The organism is Vibrio sp. 10N.222.54.A3 (assembly GCF_041474095.1).
Lineage (GTDB): Bacteria > Pseudomonadota > Gammaproteobacteria > Enterobacterales > Vibrionaceae > Vibrio > Vibrio crassostreae_C.
Map to the genome: position 1 here is coordinate 1 of NZ_JBFRTN010000046.1, position 18,572 is coordinate 18,572.

At 44.9% G+C, this 18,572-nt stretch carries 18 protein-coding genes; 9 read left to right on the forward strand and 9 right to left on the reverse strand.

The window, feature by feature from the left end:
- Window positions 1–240 precede the first annotated feature (240 nt).
- Window positions 241–1,035 (reverse strand): ABC transporter permease, encoded by a 795-nt coding sequence (locus AB4507_RS11020; protein WP_372182671.1) that lies wholly within the window; start codon window positions 1,033–1,035, stop codon window positions 241–243.
- Window positions 1,036–1,472: 437 nt separating this feature from the next.
- Between AB4507_RS11020 and torE the strand changes: the two genes are divergently transcribed.
- From torE to torA, 3 genes are read left to right on the forward strand one after another with little or no spacing between them, the layout of a single operon-like run.
- A complete protein-coding gene (gene torE, locus AB4507_RS11025) occupies window positions 1,473–1,655 on the forward strand; it encodes a trimethylamine N-oxide reductase system protein TorE (protein ID WP_017060298.1) in 183 nt (60 codons plus the stop codon).
- 51 nt (window positions 1,656–1,706) lie between these two features.
- Entirely contained in the window at window positions 1,707–2,888 is a 1,182-nt protein-coding gene (torC, locus tag AB4507_RS11030; RefSeq protein WP_102320261.1) for a pentaheme c-type cytochrome TorC, read from the forward strand.
- A 24-nt stretch (window positions 2,889–2,912) separates the two neighbouring features.
- Window positions 2,913–5,375 carry a trimethylamine-N-oxide reductase TorA gene (gene torA, locus AB4507_RS11035; protein WP_102320260.1) on the forward strand — a complete coding sequence of 821 codons (2,463 nt, stop codon included), beginning with the start codon at window positions 2,913–2,915 and terminating at the stop codon, window positions 5,373–5,375.
- 294 nt (window positions 5,376–5,669) lie between these two features.
- Here torA and AB4507_RS11040 read toward each other — a convergent pair whose 3' ends face one another.
- Window positions 5,670–6,884, reverse strand: a complete 1,215-nt coding sequence (locus tag AB4507_RS11040) for a putative manganese transporter (protein WP_372182673.1) — start codon at window positions 6,882–6,884, stop codon at window positions 5,670–5,672.
- 201 nt (window positions 6,885–7,085) lie between these two features.
- On the opposite strand from AB4507_RS11040, the gene AB4507_RS11045 reads away from it, so the two are divergent.
- Window positions 7,086–7,991, forward strand: coding sequence for a manganese-dependent inorganic pyrophosphatase (locus AB4507_RS11045; protein ID WP_017065328.1), 906 nt, complete (start codon window positions 7,086–7,088; stop codon window positions 7,989–7,991).
- A 149-nt stretch (window positions 7,992–8,140) separates the two neighbouring features.
- Complete coding sequence (locus AB4507_RS11050) at window positions 8,141–8,530, forward strand: DUF2750 domain-containing protein (protein WP_004734596.1); 390 nt, start codon at window positions 8,141–8,143, stop codon at window positions 8,528–8,530.
- 98 nt (window positions 8,531–8,628) lie between these two features.
- Here AB4507_RS11050 and AB4507_RS11055 read toward each other — a convergent pair whose 3' ends face one another.
- From AB4507_RS11055 to pspF, 7 genes are all read right to left on the reverse strand, one after another.
- Window positions 8,629–9,408: a DUF2927 domain-containing protein gene (locus AB4507_RS11055; protein WP_029235328.1), complete on the reverse strand. Its 780-nt coding sequence runs from the start codon at window positions 9,406–9,408 to the stop codon at window positions 8,629–8,631.
- A gap of 36 nt (window positions 9,409–9,444) precedes the next feature.
- On the reverse strand, window positions 9,445–10,227 hold the full coding sequence (locus AB4507_RS11060) for an ATP-binding cassette domain-containing protein (protein ID WP_017060304.1): 783 nt from the start codon (window positions 10,225–10,227) through the stop codon (window positions 9,445–9,447).
- A complete protein-coding gene (locus tag AB4507_RS11065) occupies window positions 10,224–11,225 on the reverse strand; it encodes an oligopeptide/dipeptide ABC transporter ATP-binding protein (RefSeq protein ID WP_017060305.1) in 1,002 nt (333 codons plus the stop codon). Before AB4507_RS11065 ends, AB4507_RS11060 begins: the two co-directional genes overlap by 4 nt.
- Window positions 11,225–12,112 (reverse strand): putrescine export ABC transporter permease SapC, encoded by an 888-nt coding sequence (gene sapC, locus AB4507_RS11070; protein WP_017065331.1) that lies wholly within the window; start codon window positions 12,110–12,112, stop codon window positions 11,225–11,227. Before sapC ends, AB4507_RS11065 begins: the two co-directional genes overlap by 1 nt.
- Entirely contained in the window at window positions 12,099–13,061 is a 963-nt protein-coding gene (locus AB4507_RS11075) for an ABC transporter permease subunit (RefSeq protein ID WP_017060307.1), read from the reverse strand. The genes sapC and AB4507_RS11075 overlap by 14 nt, the downstream gene beginning before the upstream one ends.
- Window positions 13,061–14,683: an ABC transporter substrate-binding protein SapA gene (gene sapA, locus AB4507_RS11080; RefSeq protein WP_017065332.1), complete on the reverse strand. Its 1,623-nt coding sequence runs from the start codon at window positions 14,681–14,683 to the stop codon at window positions 13,061–13,063. The genes AB4507_RS11075 and sapA overlap by 1 nt, the downstream gene beginning before the upstream one ends.
- A 102-nt stretch (window positions 14,684–14,785) precedes the next feature.
- Window positions 14,786–15,808, reverse strand: a complete 1,023-nt coding sequence (gene pspF / locus AB4507_RS11085; RefSeq protein ID WP_372182674.1) for a phage shock protein operon transcriptional activator — start codon at window positions 15,806–15,808, stop codon at window positions 14,786–14,788.
- 273 nt (window positions 15,809–16,081) lie between these two features.
- Here pspF and pspA point away from each other — a divergent pair, with 273 nt between their 5' ends.
- From pspA to AB4507_RS11105, 4 genes are all read left to right on the forward strand, one after another.
- Window positions 16,082–16,753, forward strand: a complete 672-nt coding sequence (pspA, locus tag AB4507_RS11090) for a phage shock protein PspA (protein ID WP_004734604.1) — start codon at window positions 16,082–16,084, stop codon at window positions 16,751–16,753.
- 14 nt (window positions 16,754–16,767) lie between these two features.
- Window positions 16,768–17,001, forward strand: coding sequence for an envelope stress response membrane protein PspB (pspB, locus tag AB4507_RS11095; RefSeq protein ID WP_004734605.1), 234 nt, complete (start codon window positions 16,768–16,770; stop codon window positions 16,999–17,001).
- A complete protein-coding gene (gene pspC / locus AB4507_RS11100) occupies window positions 16,994–17,380 on the forward strand; it encodes an envelope stress response membrane protein PspC (protein WP_372182675.1) in 387 nt (128 codons plus the stop codon). The genes pspB and pspC overlap by 8 nt, the downstream gene beginning before the upstream one ends.
- A 157-nt stretch (window positions 17,381–17,537) precedes the next feature.
- Entirely contained in the window at window positions 17,538–18,572 is a 1,035-nt protein-coding gene (locus AB4507_RS11105; RefSeq protein ID WP_372148244.1) for an efflux RND transporter periplasmic adaptor subunit, read from the forward strand.

An 18,572-nucleotide genomic window follows, 5' to 3' on the forward strand; every position in this document is an offset into this window, starting at 1 on the left:
CCTCCTCCTACTCGATTGGAAAACTTACTCGTTGATTTCTTAAATTATCATTTGAACGCTTAACAACGCAGTTCTGCACGTGTGTATATGTCTTTGAAATCACCCAAAGATCAAAGGCGATGATCTTCCCTTGGGTCGAAATGGACAAAAAAGGATCTATATTGATTTGGTTATCCACAGTTTCTGTGGATAACCTGTCTCAAATTCAGTGAGTAACCAGATCTAAGTGGAGCAGGGAGGCTATTTCGAAGGCTGTATTTGAGCGAGAACTCGCCCTTCTTTGGTTAAAGATGTCTTCAATGAGAGGTGAAGTGCAAGTGCTAAAGAGCAGCTCATCATCACGAAAATCGCCAGCATGATCATCAGTTGATACTTAATCGCGATCATCGGTGAAGCACCACCTAAGATCTGTCCAGTCATCATTCCTGGCAGCGTTACTAAGCCTGTGGTTGCCATAGAGGCCATGATAGGGGACATCGCTTTCTGTATTGCATTACGTACAAAAGGCGCAGCAGCATAAGTAGGAGACGCGCCTAACGCGATTGCTGCTTCATATTCTGATTTCTGTGTTTCAAAGGCACCAAACAGGTTCTGCAATGCCACGATATTACTGCTTAAGCTATTACCCAATAACATCCCTGCGATTGGGATAAGGTACTGCGCGTTAAAAACCGGTGTCGGCTTAATGATGAAAAAGCAGATGAACAAGACAATAGGTACACAAGTTACCGCAAGGCTAACGGCGACAGGAGCCAAAAGTAGGTTTCTTGGCAGTCTAGATTTTTCAACAATCGAGCTTGCACCGACGATAATCATAGTAAATAACCACAGCAAATTGACCCACAAACTATTCAAAGTGAACAAGTATTCTAGGTAAAGTCCCACCAGAAATAGCTGAATAACCATACGAATGATGCTGATAGAAGCCTCTTTGCCAAGGCCGAGTTTTAACTTGTGGTTGATGGTAATGGGTAGCAAGAGAAGTGAGCTGAAGAACAATAACTGCCACCCAGATATATCAATAACGTCTTGCATAATGTTTCCTTTTAAGTAGGTCCCCATCATATCTGAAAGTGCCAAATGATGCATTTCAGCTTCTCAGCCGTTGCTTTAAAAAATACTCAATAATTTAACAATCAAACCACAGAATATTGGTTTTTTGAGGCATTTTTGGCTACTACTTAGTAGGTAAAACGTTAAAATTGGTTACAATACGGTTGCGCAGGTGTTGGAATTTAACATTTGTGAAATATACTTAATTCTTCACATTTGTTAATACTTTTTAATAACTTTGTTTAACTAAAAACAACTTTGGATGAGCTCAAAAAAGTATTGATTAGCAAGGGTTATAACGGGAGATTTGATTGAACCCTACTTTGAGTATGGTCTAAAATTTGTCGTTAGATACTTAAGAACTTTAGCCCCATAGAATGGGTTACTCGAAATTACTAAATACAAAATAGGCAAAATGTATGAGTGATGTTAATAAAATTGAAACTAGCGAAAAACATTCGCTGGAGTGGAAGTCTTTCCTCTTCATCGCGGTGGTTCTCTTCCCAATATTAAGTGTGGCTTTTGTAGGCGGTTACGGCTTCCTAGTTTGGGCACTGCAAGTGTTTGTATTCGGACCTCCAGGTGCTCACGGCGGCATGTAATGCCCTCTAAGTAACAACATTTTTTAAAATCAATATTTAAGAGAGCTAAACATGAAATCATTTTTAGTTAAATTATGGCGCACAATGACTCGCCCAGCAGTACACATCAGTCTTGGTGTACTAACTATGGGTGGCTTTATCGCCGGTGTTATTTTCTGGGGCGGTTTTAACACAGCTCTAGAGCACACAAATACAGAAGAATTCTGTGTAAGCTGTCACACCATGCGTGACAACGTATACGTAGAACTACAAGAAACGGTTCACTGGAAAAACACTTCTGGGGTACGTGCTACTTGTCCTGACTGTCACGTTCCACATGAATGGACAGCAAAAATCGCTCGTAAGATGCAAGCTTCTAAAGAAGTATTCGCTCAAGTATTTGGTGACCTAGATACGCCTGAGAAATTCGAAGCTCGTCGTATCGAACTGGCTAAACACGAATGGGATCGCTTCTCTTCGAACAAATCTCTAGAGTGTAAAAACTGCCACAACTACGATTCAATGGATTTCGAAAACATGCGCCCAACAGCGCGTATCCAGATGAAGAACGCGGCAGAGCGTGATCAAAGCTGTGTTGACTGTCACAAAGGTATTGCTCACAACCTTCCATTAGATATGGCATCAGCGAGCGGTATTGTTGGCGAGCTAGAAAACGTAGCAAGCAGCACATCTTACGCAAATGGTTCAGACGTGATCTCTATTCGTCACCTACCAATGTACACAGATGAAACAGCTGAAGTTGAAGCGGGTCTATTAAGCCCTGCAAGTAAAGTTGCGGTTATCGACGAAAAAGGCGATATGATCAAGATTCAAATCGACGGTTGGCGTAAAGCGAAAGGCTTCGGACGTGTAATCCAAGAAGACTTCGGTATGAACATCTCAACTGCAATCTTGACGAAAGATGTATCTCAAAGTGACGTTATCACTGTTGGTGAGAAGAAAGAAGATGAGCTTACTGGCCTTCCATGGGAAGAAGTTAACCTAGCACTTTGGATGAAGAAAGAGTCTATGGTTGATAACTTCGATCCAATCTGGAACGCAGCGGGTCAAGCGTACCAATCTAACTGTTCAACGTGTCACTCACAGCCAGATGAAGCTCACTTCAGCGCTAACGGTTGGGTAGGCATGCTAGATGGTATGATTGCATTCGTTAACTTCGATACAGATACAGAAGCACTGGTTCTTAAGTATCTACAGAAGCACTCATCAGATTTTTCTGAAGGCCATCACTAATAAGACGTCAATTGGAGTAACACAATGGCAATTACAAGAAGAAGTTTTCTGAAAGGTGTCGCTACTACAAGTGCGGCATCGGTTATCGGTCCAAGCTTATTGGCGTCGGCATCAGCGTCTGCTGCAGAAACAGACGGCGCGTGGAAAGTCTCTGGTTCTCACTGGGGTGCATTCCGAGCTCGCGTTTACGCGGGTAAAGTACAAGAAATTAAACCTCTAGAAATCGATCAGCACCCAACTGAGATGTTGAAAGGTATTAAAGGTATTATCTACAGCCCATCACGTGTGCGTTACCCTATGGTTCGCCTAGATTGGTTGAAGAAGCATAAATACAGCGCAGACACACGTGGTAACAACCGCTTTATTCGTGTGACTTGGGATGAGGCACTAGACCTTGTTTACCGCGAGCTAGAGCGCGTACAGAAAGATTACGGTCCATGGGCGCTTCACACAGGTCAAACTGGTTGGAGACAAACAGGTCAGTTCCATAGCTGTACTAACCACATGCAACGTGCAATGGCACTTCACGGTTACTCTGTGAAGAAAATCGGTGACTACTCAACAGGTGCTGGTCAAACGATCATGCCTTACGTGCTAGGTTCTACTGAAGTTTACGCACAAGGTACATCTTGGGAACTTATCCTAGAAAACAGTGACAACATTGTTCTTTGGGGTAACGATCCAGTTAAAAACCTTCAAGTAGGTTGGACATGTGAGACTCACGAGTCGTTCGCATACCTAGAACAGCTGAAAGAAAAAGTTGCTAAGAAAGAGATCAACGTTGTTTCTGTTGACCCTGTTAAAAACAAAACAGGTCGTTACCTAGAAAACGAGCAAATGTACATCAACCCACAAACTGATGTGGCGTTCATGCTTGGTGTTGCTCACGTTCTTTACAACGAAGGCCTATACGACAAGAAGTTCATCGAAACTTACTGTCTAGGTTTTGAAGATTTCATCAAGTACGTTCAAGGTGAAACGAAAGACAGAGTTGAGAAGACGCCAGAATGGGCTTCTGCTATCTGTGGCGCAAGCGCGGACTCTATTCGTGACTTCGCTAAGATGCTGGTTAACGGTCGTACACAGATTCTTGTTGGTTGGAGTATCCAACGTCAAGAGCACGGTGAACAGCCTTACTGGATGTGTGCAGTTATCGCAGCAATGGTTGGCCAAATTGGTCTACCGGGCGGTGGTATCTCTTACGGTCACCACTACTCTGGTATCGGTGTATCTTCAACTGGCTTCGCTGCTCCGGGTTCTTTCCCGCTGAACATCGACCAAGGTCAATCACCTAAGTACACCAACACAGATTACAACGGCTACAGCCGCGTAATCCCAGTTGCTCGTTGGGTTGATAGCTTGCTAGAGCCTGGTAAGAAGATCAAAGCGAATGGTTCAACGGTAACACTACCTGATATCAAGATGATGGTATTTAGTGGTAACAACCCGTGGCACCACCACCAAGATCGCAACAAGATGCGTAAAGCATTCAAGAGCCTACAAACTGTAGTGGCTGTTGATTTTGCTTGGACTGCAACTTGTCGTCACTCTGACATCGTGCTTCCTGCATGTACTCAGTGGGAACGAAACGATATTGATGGTTATGGCGCATACTCTGGCCGTGGTTTGATCGCAATGCACAAGCTAGTGGATCCTCTGTTCCAGTCTAAGACTGACTTCGAGATCATGTCTAGCCTAACTAAGCGTTGGGGTCGTTACGACGATTACACGCGTGGTATGGACGAAATGCAGTGGGTTAAATCTCTGTACGACGAATGTCGCGCATCAAACGAAGGTAGCTTCGAAATGCCTGAGTTTGCTGAGTTCTGGGAGAAAGGTTTCCTAGACTTCGGCAAAGGTAAGCCATGGACTCGTCACGCTTCATTCCGTGAAGATCCAGAGATCAACGCACTAGGCACGCCTTCTGGTTTCATCGAAATCACAAGCCGTACTGTTGGCAACATGGGTTACGAGCACTGTCAAGAACACCCAATGTGGTTCGAGAAATCTGAACGTTCACACGGTGGTCCAGGCTCTGACAAGCACCCGTACTGGCTACAATCTTGTCACCCAGACAAGCGTCTTCACTCTCAGATGTGTGAATCTGAAGAGTGGCGTGCGACTTACGCGGTACAAGGCCGTGAGCCAATCTACATCAACCCAGTAGATGCTAAGAAGAAAGGCATCAAAGATGGCGATGTAGTACGTGTGTTTAACGACCGTGGTCAACTACTAGCAGGTGCTGTTCTAATGGATAGCTACGCTCCTGGTGTTGTTCGTATCGAAGAAGGTGCTTGGTACGGTCCGATCAACGAGAAAGTGGGCGCGCTAGATACATACGGCGATCCAAACACACTGACTCAAGATATCGGTACGTCTGAACTTGCTCAAGCAACGTCAGCAAACACATGTTTGGTTGATTTCGAGAAGTTCCAAGGCAAACTGCCTCCAGTAACTTCATTCGGTGGTCCAATCGAAGTTTCTTAAGTCTTGTCTTAAGAACCAAGATTAAAGCTTGAATTAAAGCCCCTGTAAGCACTCTTACAGGGGCTTTTTGTATTTTTGATATCAGTGTTGGTGTTTCTAAATAAGCATTATACAGGGCTAATAGAGGGCGTTTTTGAGACAGGCTGTAACGCGCTGTTTGAGAGAGGTGGTAGAAGCAGTGAAGCAGGAAGGGAATGTAAAAAGAACCTGTGGAAAGACTTAAGCAGGCGGAAACAAAAAGGCCGATACAAAGTACCGACCTTACAGAAGCCTATGGAGTTAACTCTACTCAAGTTAGATCTCAAATATAAACCAGTAGCTATAAGCACAGATTAGTGCGGGCACACTAGAGTATAAGGTCGCGACCAGTGCCGCTTTGGGAGCCATCGCAATCGCAGGGAATAGCGCGTCACCATCATTCGAAATTGCGTTACCTACTTGAGCTGACAGTGGCAGTGCACCAGAAAGGTACAGGCTAGTGACCAGCAACTGCGGACCACACCCCGGTAGCAAGCCCATCAATACTCCCGCCAGGGGGAGCATCATGCCCCAGCTTGAGAATAGCGTCGCAAAATCGACATTTGCTATCACAGAGCCAAATTCGAAGAAAAGAAAAGCAACCACCACCCACGCTGTCACGAAGTTAGTATCTTGAGCCGTTTTTTGTAGTGGATGAGAGCCTACACATTTCTCGTCTTCACTTACGGCTGATTTGTAATCCTCAATTTCACGGGTTAGCCCCCACAGAAACATCGAGCTGATCAGCAAAACTGTCCCCGCCCATTCCATCGACATTTCAGGCAAAGCGAGCAGCTCGTTCACATCGACTTGAAAAGAGCCAAGTAGGGCAACGGCAGCACCCGGAATAATCAGTACAGACCACAGGTAACCTTGCAGGTTTATCGCTTTTTTAGAGACCGATTCTTTGTCTTGAGATTGAGAAGCACAGCTGCTCACCACTTCATTTTTCTCTGCTTTTTTTGGGCGTAAGAAGTCGTCTGCGTGAAACAAGTTAATGATTCGGCCTGACGCAGTACCCACGATCACGCCCATCGCCATCATGGCTAAACCTGTCTTAGGCTCGCTCGCTATGAGCAGGAACGCCGCGTCACCCATGGTTGAGACGAGCACCGCAACTACCGCACCAAATCCGAGTTTTCCCGAGATAAATTGTGTGGTTACCACTATCGCACCGCCACAGCCGGGCAACGCGCCCATGAGAGCCGCGAATACCACTTGGTTTGAACGAGATTGATGGACGAGCTTATTGAAGACGTTATCTTTGTTTATGTACAGACTTAACCAGTGGTAAATAGCCAAGGTTAAAGCAACATAACAAGACACTGCCCAAAACGCGTCTGACAAAGTAGTCACCGTCAGCTCTCGTGTAGCTGGGGCTGCAACCAAAGCTGCAAGTGAGACAGGCAAAAGCAGGCGCTTAAATGACAGTGAAAACTGAGTTGTTTTCGCAGCACTACTGCTTGGCAAAAAAGAGATTAGTCGATCCATAGGTGTTACTCAAAATTAGTGGCTTAAGATAAATATATACGAATGATAATAATTATCAATTGCATTTGTTGTTTTTTTATCTATTGTTACTATTGGCTAAACCCACGAAACATGACCAATCTAAAAAAATGAGGTAAAGTATGGCTAATAAAGAGAGGCTCTAAAGGTAGAGTCATAATTGTTAGTGTAATAGGAAGAAACATGATTTTAGTTGTTGGTCACAAAAACCCTGATAGTGACAGTATTTGTAGTGCGTTAGTTGCAACTGAGCTTCTTAAGGCTCGTGGCGAGGAAGCGACACCAATTCGCCAAGGCGAGATCAACCGCGAAACTCAACACATTCTAGAAGTCGCTGGTGCTGAAAAGCCAGAGCTTCGTACTTCTGTTGCTGGTGAGAAAATCTGGCTAGTAGACTACTCAGATCTAGCACAAGCACCAGATGATGTTGCTGATGCAGAGATCGTAGGTATTGTTGATCACCACCGTCTAGGCGACGTGATGACAGTAAACCCAATGGAAGCTTGGATCTGGCCTGTTGGTTGTACAAACACTGTACTTTTCAACATGTTCAAGATTGAAGGTCACGCAATCTCTCAACAAATCGCTAAACTAATGATGTCTGCAATTCTTTCAGACACAGTTGGTTTTGCTTCTCCAACATGTACTCAAAAAGACAAAGACGCGGTTGCTGAGCTTGCTGAAATTGCTGGCGTAACTGACGTTGATGCATTCATCAAAGCGCTTCTAATCGCAAAAACAAACATCGAAGGCCTATCTGCTGCACAGCTAGTAGAAAAAGACCTTAAAGGCTACCCATTCAACGGTCGTGATGTTGTTGTTGGTCAAGTTGAACTTGCGACTCTTGAGCAAGTAGACGGCATGATCGAAGCGCTAGAAGCTGATCTTGAAGAGCGTTGTGAGAAAGACGGTCTAGCGTTCGCTGCGGTAATGCTAACAGATATCACTACTGCTCAAACTCGTCTTCTATACAAAGGTGAGTGGGCTGAGAAATTGGTTAAGCACGAGAAAGGCGGCGTATTAATGATGGAAAATACACTAAGCCGTAAGAAGCAAGGCTGGCCTTGGCTACAAGGTGAGCTTGTTTAATCAAGTCGCTTAATATTAAACGCCTGCTTATTTAGCAGGCGTTTTTCTTTGAAGTAGACTTTCTTCTTCATCGATAATGTTTGAAGTTAACAACACTCGGCATAAAATAGCTTTAAGAGCAAAGTTACTGACTAAAGTAGGAAATTAAGATGACTACACAGCTAGACGATAAAAAAATCGCTGAAATCAACAAGTATACGGGCGAGCAACGCCTGAAATACTGTGTGAAAGAAATCGTAGCAAACCGTGAAGTATGGATCTTAACCGATGAACACGGTTGTGTAATGCTGAACACAGAAGATGAAGATTGTGTTCCAGTATGGCCAAACCAAGAGTTCGCAGAATCATGGGCAACGGGTGATTGGTCTGAGTGTAAAGCTGAGTCTATTTCGTTGAACAAATGGCACAGTCGCTGGACGAACGGTCTAGAAGACGACGAACTTGCTGTTGTAGTATTCCCGAACGAGCAAGAAGAAGGCGTTATCTTGTTCCCGGATGAGTTCGACTTCGAATTGAAAAAGCAGGCAGCTAAGCGCTAGTTCTTTCGTAATACAGTAACATCGTAAGTCAGCGTTGCCTTTCTTAGGCAGCGCTATCATTCAATTATCCCATCTAAGTTACTTCCAACGTATATTCGTCAATACCCAATCAACTGATACAAAGGCGCTTGCTGTGCGGCTTTAGAAGCTTGCTGAAGCACACCTGTTTTGCTGTATCTCTTGAGTATCTTTCGAACGATAGGTTTTACTTCAGATTTTGTCATTCCAGCTTTCAATTCTGGTTCATACAGCAATTGCAGTAGCACTACGTCTAACGGCGATAATAAGTCTTCTGGCGTGTGGTCGTTGAAAATAGAAGGGTAGGCTTTATCTGAATCATTCGGCAGGCCTAGAACTTGTGTGATCTCTTCCACGATACAGGCGACCAGCTTACCTCGCGATCTTGCCTGATCAACCGGGATTACAATCCCAGCGTATACAATCTCGCCTTTAGAATTGGTTCTATAGCCCGCCGTGCAGATGGCGCTATTTAAATGTTGAGTTGATTTGAGCTTGAGCACCGATTTCGCCTCAGATACCCACTGGCTCTGCCTTGTGTATATCCATTTAACGTTCGCTTCGGACTCTTTACTGACGATTGTTATTGGATGTTGGGTGACTTCAGATAAGTGTTTGATATGAAGCTCTGTGATCTCTTGATGCAGTTCCTCATCGCCCACTCGATGATCGATCCAAATCTTGATCGGTTGTTTCCACTTGGCGAGCGGTTTGTTGCCTTGGGAGTATTCGTGTTGAAGCGCGACGTTATAAAAGGCAGTTTCGACGAAGCTTCTATCTAGCCATGTGAGCGGTGTGCTTGTCGCGTTAAAGGACAACAGCACCAACAAGAGGGGAAGCATTGAAGCTGTTCGATACATACTTTTCCCCTCTGCTAAATGTAGCGTGATTCCAGGTTAGTGGTTCGGCGCTTTGGAGAAATGGCTCTCAACCAATCTTTGGGTGATTTGGTGAGTTGGATTGGTTAGCACTTGATCTGTTTCCCCACTCTCAACCACATTGCCTTCATGCATGACAATAATCTTGTCGGTAATGTGCTTAACAATACCGAGGTGTTGAGATACATAAACGAACGATACGCCCATCTCTTCTTGTAACTCTAAGAACAGATTGATGATTTGCGAGCGCATTGCCATGTCCAAACCATTTAAAGCTTCATCAGCAACAATGATGGATGGCTGAAGTATTAAGGCACGAGCCAAACAAACCCTTTGTTTCTGGCCTGCAGCAAGCATCTGAGGGTAGAAATACGCATGTTCCGGTAGAAGGCCTACGCGCAGTAGTGTGTCTTTCACACGACGCATACGAGCTTCTGGAGGCATGTTGGTGTTTCGCTTTAATGGACCTTCAAGAATTCGACCGATCTGAATGCGCGGGTTAAGTGACGTATTCGGATCTTGGAAGATCATTCGAATCAGCTTACAACGAGTCGAGTAGTCTTTGTGCTCTAGCTTTTCGCCATTCACGCGGATCTCGCCTGCGGTTGGCTCCACCATGCCTGCGAGCATTCTGGCTAATGTTGATTTGCCAGAACCATTCTGGCCGATAAAACCAATTGTCTGGCCTGCTTCAAGAGAAAAGCTAACTGGCTTCACCGCCTGATGAATCTTTTTACGGAAAAGACCAGAGCGAGTCGTAAAGTCTTTAGACAAATCACTGACTTCTAATAATGCACTCATGATTTCTTTTTCTTCTCCATATTCAGAGGGAAGTGACAGTTGAACTTATGGTTCTTGATACGTTTCGTATGTGGGATCTCGACACACTGCCTTTGTGCGTATGGGCAGCGAGGCCCTAATCGACAACCAATAGGAAGATGTTGCAGCGGTGGAATTGACCCCGGCAAAGACTGGAGCTTCTCCTTGTGGGGAATCCAGTCGTTAAAGTCTGGCATCGCTTTTAACAAAGCAACGGTGTACGGGTGCTTTGGTGCATCCAACAGCTTCGGTGTATCAGCGGATTCTACCGATTGACCACAGTACATCACGGTAATGCGAGTCGCCCATTGGGTAATGGTGGTTAAGTCATGGCCGATCAACACGATGGTGGTGTTATTGATCTGGTTCATACGACTCAAAAGACGCAATATTTGAGACTGTGTAATTGGGTCTAAATCGTTGGTTGGCTCGTCAGCAATCAAGACTTTTGGCTTGGCAGCGATCGCCATTGCGATCATGACTTTTTGACACTCACCATCTGTCAGCTCATAAGAGTAACTGTCCATTAGGCGAGAGTGGTCTTTGATGCCGACTTTGTGTAGTAATGCGATCGCTTGCTTCTTACGCCACTTAAATCGTTGCCACCAACGACCTTCAAACGAATGGGAAGGGATCGCTTCAACGAGCTGGTTACCTACTTTTTCAGAAGGGTCAAGACACGTTGATGGCTCTTGGAAGATCATTGCGATATCGCGGGCGATCACTCGGCGTCTTTCTTTCGGCGTCAGTTGCAGTAGGTCGATATTACCTAAGCGCATTCGGTCTGCAGAAACCTTCCAGTTTTCTTTACATACTCCGACGATCGCTTTTGCAACCAAACTCTTACCTGAGCCTGATTCACCTACTAAGCCACGAATTTCCCCTTCATTGAGGGTAATACTCATTCGATCTACGGCTTTAACCATCCCTTGAGGGGTCTCAATCTCGATGGTTAGATGTCGAATATCAAGTAAAGGCATTATTCGATTCCTGCATTTAGCGCTTGGCGAACACCTTCACCGACGAGGTTAATCACGATAACTGTAAACATAATAGCTAAGCCGGGTAGGGTAACTGTCCATGGCGCAAGGTAAATCAACTCGACCGAATCACCCAAGATGGAGCCCCATTCGGTACTCGGTGCTTGAGCGCCAAGCCCTAGGAAACCTAAAGCCGTGATATCAAGAATTGCGACTGACAGTGCCAGCGTAACTTCAAGAGCGATCACGGTAAGGATGTTCGGAAGGATTGAGTTCCATAGCAGGTAAAAATCGTTCGCACCATCAAGGCGAGAAGCCAGAATATAGTCTTTTTCTACTTCAGCATGCACGGCAATGTACACCGAGCGTATAAAGCGCGGGATCAGTGCCAAGCACAAGGCGAGCAAGATATTAAACTCCCCAAAGCCAAGGAATGCCACGAAGATAATCGCCAGCAGAAGAGATGGAATCGACATAACAGTATCAAGCAGGTGGTTTAGCGTGCTTGATAGTAAACCGCGCGTCATACCAGCAAGTACGCCAATCAGACAACCAATGACGGCTGCGATAAAGGTAATCACCACCGCGGCGCCGAAGGTTAACTGAGAGCCAATTATTAGGCGAGAGAGAATATCTCTGCCTAAGTCATCCGTACCCAAAAAGTATTCTACCGTTCCCGCAGGATCCCAAGAGGGCGGCGTTAATAGGTGACCGGTTTGTTCTTGTGCATCATGCGGGGCTAGCCACGGTGAAGTGACGGTGACCAGAATGATAAGCACCAAACACCACAAGCCAAACATAGCTAGATTATTGCTGCGGAAGCTGCGCCAGAAACGTTCGAACTGGGTTGGAATCTGTTCTTCTTGGTAGACGTTATTTGTTAGCATACCATTCCTTCCTTACCAGTGGATTGATCATCGCGCCCAGTAGATCGGACAGAATATTAGCGGTCAAAACTAAGGTAGCCACCACAATTACACCAGCTTGAATTGAAACGTAATCTTGATTCGATAAGGCATCCAATAACCAGCGGCCAATGCCCGGCCAGTTAAAGATAGACTCGGTAACAATAGCAAGCGTTAACATACTCGATAGCTGAACACCGACCTTAGGAATAATCGGAGGTATCGCGTTTCTTAGCACGTGCTGCGTGATGATCTCTCTAGTGGAAAGACCTTTAATTCGCGCAGCGCGGATGTAGTTTTGCGTCATTACTTCAGCCACTGACGCTCTCATCAATCGGATGACCTGAGTCGTTGGCGCCAGTGCTAAAACAAGACAAGGCAACGCCATGTGCTCGATAACACTTTGTAGTGCGTGCGCACGGTAGCGACCCTCGGCAAAAAAGGCGTCAATCATCGCGAATCCAGTCACGTGTTCAATCTCGTAAAGTAGGTCGTATCGGCCACCAACTGGGAACATTTCAAAGTGCAGTGAAAACACCATGATCATCAGCAACGCGACCCAAAATATAGGCGCAGAGTAACCGGCCATTGAGGTGAACGATATGGTGGTATCAACAAATTTACCTTGTCTCATACCAGCAATGGTGCCGAAAGGGATACCGATGATGAGTGCCAACACAAAGGCAAAGAAGCACAGCTCTAGCGTTGCAGGGAACACCAGGACCAACTCATCGATGATAGGCACACCGTGTTTGCTTAGGCCAAAGTTTAGCGTCGATAATTCAGTGATATAGCTAATCCAACCGGGCCAAAAATCTTGAATTGCCCAAGGTGAGGTTTGGTCTAATCGAAGCAGGGAAAAACCTACCAAGGTCAGAATTCCTAGCGTAATAACGAATAAGTTTACACGTCTTAATGTATACCAAAACATTACTGCACCTCTCTTCTGACTTGATCAAAAGGTTGGGCATTGAAAGGACTTGCTTTAAAGCCTGTTAGCGAACGATCGTGCACGCGAAATTGCACGCCATGAGCTAAAGGAATCACAGGAACTTCTTCATTGAGAATGTTTTGGGCTTGTCGGTACAAGTTCACACGGTGCCTTTGTTGATTGATCTCTAATGCTAAGTCGAGAAGGAAATCAAAGTCTGAATTACACCACATCGAGACGTTTAACCCTGCACGCTCAGAGCTGCATGAGAGCAGCGGACGTAAGAAGTTGTCCGGGTCACCGGTATTGCCTATCCAGCCTGTAAGCAACAAGTCTGTTGAGGAAATAGAGGACAACTGTGTGCGGTCAAATCGGTCGTCGGTATAGAGTTTCAATTCAATACCAATATCGGCTAAGTTTGCTTGGATAAGTTCTGCCGTTTTTCTTGGACTTGGATTGTATGCGCGTGGCTCTAGTGGTACCCACATTGAAAGCTCTAACCCAGGTTCAACGCCAGCTTCTTTGAGAAGCGCAACCGCATAGTTTCGGTCGTAGCGAACTTGAACGCTGTCTTTTTGGTGAGCCCAAGAAGTCGGAGGAAGCAAGGTGTAGGCTTTGGTTCCTGTACCGTAATACACAGAATCAAGAATGTTCTGACGATTGATGGCTAAGTTGAGCGCTTTACGAACTCGAGAGTCACGCAGTGCAGGGTGCTCAGTATTCAGCGCGATGAAAGAGACATTAACCGCCGGAGTAGCAGAAATCTTCAACTCTTCATGAGCCTGAATAATAGGGATTTGGCTAGAAATTGGTGAGTTGAGCACGTCACACTCACTACGCAGAAGCTTGGCAAGTGTGCCTGTTCCACGTTGCGAAGTATCGAACACAACTTGGTCCATTTGTACTTCACCTTTCCAGTAGTGCTTGTTCTTTTTCAAGCGCACTAGGTCGTTGATTTGGTATTCATCTAAGTAGAAAGGGCCAGTGCCGACTGGATTGGAATCGATTCGATTTTTCTCATCCGCTGCAATGAGCTGATTGGCATACTCCTTAGAGTGAATGACTGCATAGCTGGTGGCGATGTTATTGAGAAACGAATTGTCTGGGCGACTTAATTGGAATTTCACCGTTAGGTCATCAACTGCGGTGATATCGACAATCAGGTTTTTGAAGTCGATTCCGGCAAACCATGGGTATAGGCCGCCACCCACATAATGAAATGGGTTTGAACTATCAATGACACGTTCAAAGCTAAACACCACATCTTGTGCATTCATGCTACGAGTAGGGGTGAACCAGTCTGTCGTTTGGAACGCAACATTTGGGCGCAGTTTGAACGTGTACTCTGTACCTGATTTATCAACAGACCAACTTGTCGCCAAGTTCTGTTTTGGTCGGTACGTCATCGGATCAAGAGTGAGCAGTGTATCGAAAATTTGAGGACTCAGCGATTCTGCGGTAATGCCACTATCAACCAGCTGTGGGTTGAAGGTACTAGGATTACCTTGGCCGCAATAAATGAAGCCTTTTTCACGGATTTGCTCGTGATTCACACTCTCACCACATCCAGCGAGAAAGCTCAGCGTACAGATGCTCAGTGATAGTCTTATTAGTGCTTTCATAAAAAGAAATACTTTTCGAAACGAGGCGTTAGAGGAGCCTCAAGATCCGGACAATTTAACATTTTATTTATTCGGCTCCAAATAATAATCAAGCGTGGACAGCTATTTATCGTTAGCTTGTCCGACAATCGCGTACTTCCTCACCATTCCACGTAATTGGTTGTAGGTTAACCCAAGTAATTCTGCGGCTTGTTTCTGGTTATATTTGCTCTGTTTGAGGGCTTGGTTGAGTAGCTTGATGTCTTGTTGTTCTTGCCATGCTTTGTAATCAAGCGGCAAAGAAAACAAGCTCTCTGATGAAGTATGGCTGTTAGACGGCTCATTGCCAGTTTCCGGAGAGGAATCTTGCTCTGTTTTCCATGCGGGTTTAAATGGGTTAAACACCAAATGTTCAATAGGATATGGATCTTTTCCGTGCTGATAGATAGCTCGCTCAATGACGTTTTTGAGTTCTCGTACATTCCCTGGCCAAGAATAATCCAAAAGCGATTCAACGGCAGAGGGGGCAAAGCCAACAAACAACTCCAATTCCAATTCACGACACATCTTAATGGCGTAATATTCTGCCAGTAGCATGATGTCTTCTTTTCGCTCACGCAAAGGAGGGATAGTAATGACGTCAAACGCCAGTCTATCTAATAGGTCTGCTCGGAATTCGCCCTTTAATGCCATGTCTGGTAAGTCGGCATTGGTTGCACACACCAGTCTGACATTGGCACTTAGCGCCTTTTGCCCACCGACACGTTCATATTGCCCGTATTCAATAACGCGCAGTAGTTTCTCTTGAACCGCAAGGGGAGTGGTCGCCAGCTCATCCAGAAACAGCGTTCCGCCTTCTGCTCTTTCAAAACGACCTTGATGACGCCCTTTCGAACCCGTAAAGGATCCCGATTCATGACCAAACAGTTCTGAATCAATCAAACCTTCACTTAAGGTTGAGCAGTTCAATGAGATCAAAGGTTGATCCCAACGTCTTGAAAGGTAATGCAGTCTTTGTGCGATCAACTCTTTACCTGTGCCACGTTCGCCAATGATCAGAATGGGTCTTTCTATTGGTGCGAGTTGGGAAACTTTATCTAACACAGAGAGAAAGCTAGGTGATTCACCAATGAGGTTCTGCTGCATAGCGGGTCCTTGTATGAATTAATCGCTGGAGAGGTCATGTAAGAGCCATAGTGGTGAAAAATACCAATACTTGGCTAAATTCATCATAGCATGGTTCGAGTTAATCACCATTTTATTGTAAGTAACTGATAATAAATGGCTTAAAAGTTGGCACGCTACTTGGATTATTTATGGTAGGTTTAACAACAAACGTAAATTTTTGAGCAAGTGGATTGATAAAGTCGCACAACGATTTGAAACGCATTTGCCATCATTGTAATTAAGGAGTTCCTCATGGGTATTTTTTCTCGCTTTGCAGACATTGTAAATTCGAACATCAGTGCACTTTTAGACAAGGCTGAAGATCCTGAAAAGATGATTCGCCTGATTATCCAAGAAATGGAAGATACGCTGGTTGAGGTTCGCACTAACTCCGCTAAAGCTATCGCAGATAAAAAAGAGTTAGCACGTAAAGTTGAAGCTATCGAAACTCAGATTCTAGATTGGCAAAACAAAGCGACACTAGCACTGACTAAACAACGTGAAGACTTAGCTAGAGCGGCGCTAATCGAAAAGCAAAAACTTGAAGACATCATCAAAAGCCTTCACACAGAGCAAACCTTGGTTCACGAAACCATCGAAAAGCTGACCAGTGAGATTGGCAAGCTTGAAACCAAAATCGCAGAAACACGTGCGAAGCAGCAAGCATTAATGATTCGTAATAATGCGGCAAGCAATCGTCGTGATGTTCAAAAGCATCTGCATTCAAGCAAAACCCACGAAGCAATGGCGAAGTTTGAGCAATTCTCGCGTAAAGTGGATGAATTAGAAGCTGAAGCAGATGTTTACGCCAAAACAGGTAACGCAAAATCGTTAGACCAAGAATTTGCAGATCTACAAGCTCAAGATGAAATTGAAAAAGAGCTGGCGAAACTGAAGCAACAAGTTGAAAACCGCGATAAATAATTTAGGAGTTGTCTATGTCAACATTTCTAATTGCAGGCCCACTGATTGTCTTTTTAATCTTCGTGGCACCGCTATGGTTGTTCTTACATTACCGCAGCAAGAAGAAATCCAGTAATGGTCTTTCAGAAACGGATCTTCAGCGTTTGCACAAGCTTTCTGCTCAAGCTGAATCGATGCAAGACCGAGTGAAAACACTAGAAAAAATACTGGATGCGGAGTCACCTAACTGGAGACGAAACTATGAGTAGAGAACTGTATCGCGATCCTATTAACGGTAAGCTGTCTGGCGTGTGTGCAGGGTTAGCGAACTACTTTGGCCTTGAAGTGTGGTTGGTTCGTATCTTGGTTATCTCAGCGGCACTGCTTGGTGGTAGCTTTTTGGTGTTATTAGCGTATGTAGCTTTGACATTTATGCTTGAAAAACAACCACCTCAGTATGTCGATCAAATGAAGGCTAAACAGGAGCACACGCTCAAGCAAAAACCTTGGGAAAGAGGGCAAACCGCAGAGTCGTTACTGGGCACTTTAGAGGGTGATTTCCAGAAATTAGAGACTAGTGTCCGCAATATGGAAGCTTATGTGACTTCGGATACTTTCAAAGTCGACCGCGCATTTAAGAACATGTAGTGGTAAACCTAAAAAAGATTAGATAACGGTTTAGGAAAATTTATTCCAAGCCGTTATTTTTTTTAATAATTTTTTCTAAATAAATCTTACGCTGACTGGTAAGTTACATGTGATTAATCTATGTTATAAAAATATTTATAGATATGGATGATCACCAATGTATAGAGCCTCCGTTGTCCTATTGACTGCCTTAGCTGGGTTGTCTGGGTGTGGTAAGGAGCTTCCTCCCGTGCCTGAACCTGAGTCCAGACCCGCCAAACTCTTCACTGTCTCCGTCGGTAATAATGCCTTTGAGCGTAATTTCCCTGCTACCACAGAAGCTGGTGACAGAGCGGTACTCGCATTCCGTGTTCCTGGGTTATTGCAGAGCATCGATGTGACCGCTGGGCAGCACGTGTCTAAAGGCGACGAGCTTGCTAAGTTAAATCCCGATGAATATCAACTACTCGAGAAGCAAGCAAAAGCGAATTTTCAGCTAGCCGATGTTCAATATCAACGTGCGATCAAACTTCGTAAAGATCGTGTGGTATCAGAGCAAGATTTCGACCAAGCGAAAGCGAACCACAATTCAGCTCGCGCGGTGCTTAATCAAGCTAACGCGAATCTTCGCTACACCACTTTGGTTGCGCCGTATGACGGAACCATTTCCATCATTCCTGCTGAAAACCATGAATACATTGCGGCTAAACAAGGCGTGATGAATATTCAAACCAATCAAATTCTTAAAGTCGTCTTCTTATTACCCGACCAACTTATTACGCGCTTTTCATCAGGGTTCGAGATGGATGCAACCATGGTTTTTGATGCGTTTCCTGAAAACTCTTACGTTTTAACCTTCCAAGAAGTGGATACCGAAGCTGACCCGAAAACAGGTTCGTACAAAGTCACCATGGTAATGGAAAGACCAACCGATGTGGGTATTTTGCCCGGTATGTCTGGCTCGGTAAATCTCGTTTCATCGTTAGCGGCGGCCACCAAAATACCAACGTCAGCAATGATGACCGATGGGGATGATGTCTCTGTATGGCGTGTGAATAGCGACGGCATTGTTGAAAATGTTGCCATTGTCATCGATGAAAAACGCCATATCGTCTCTGGATTGAACGATGGCGATCGCATTGTGACTTCTGGCGTCAATGGTCTTGAGTCGGGCATTAAAGTTCGAGAGTGGATCAAGGAAAGGGGGCTATAA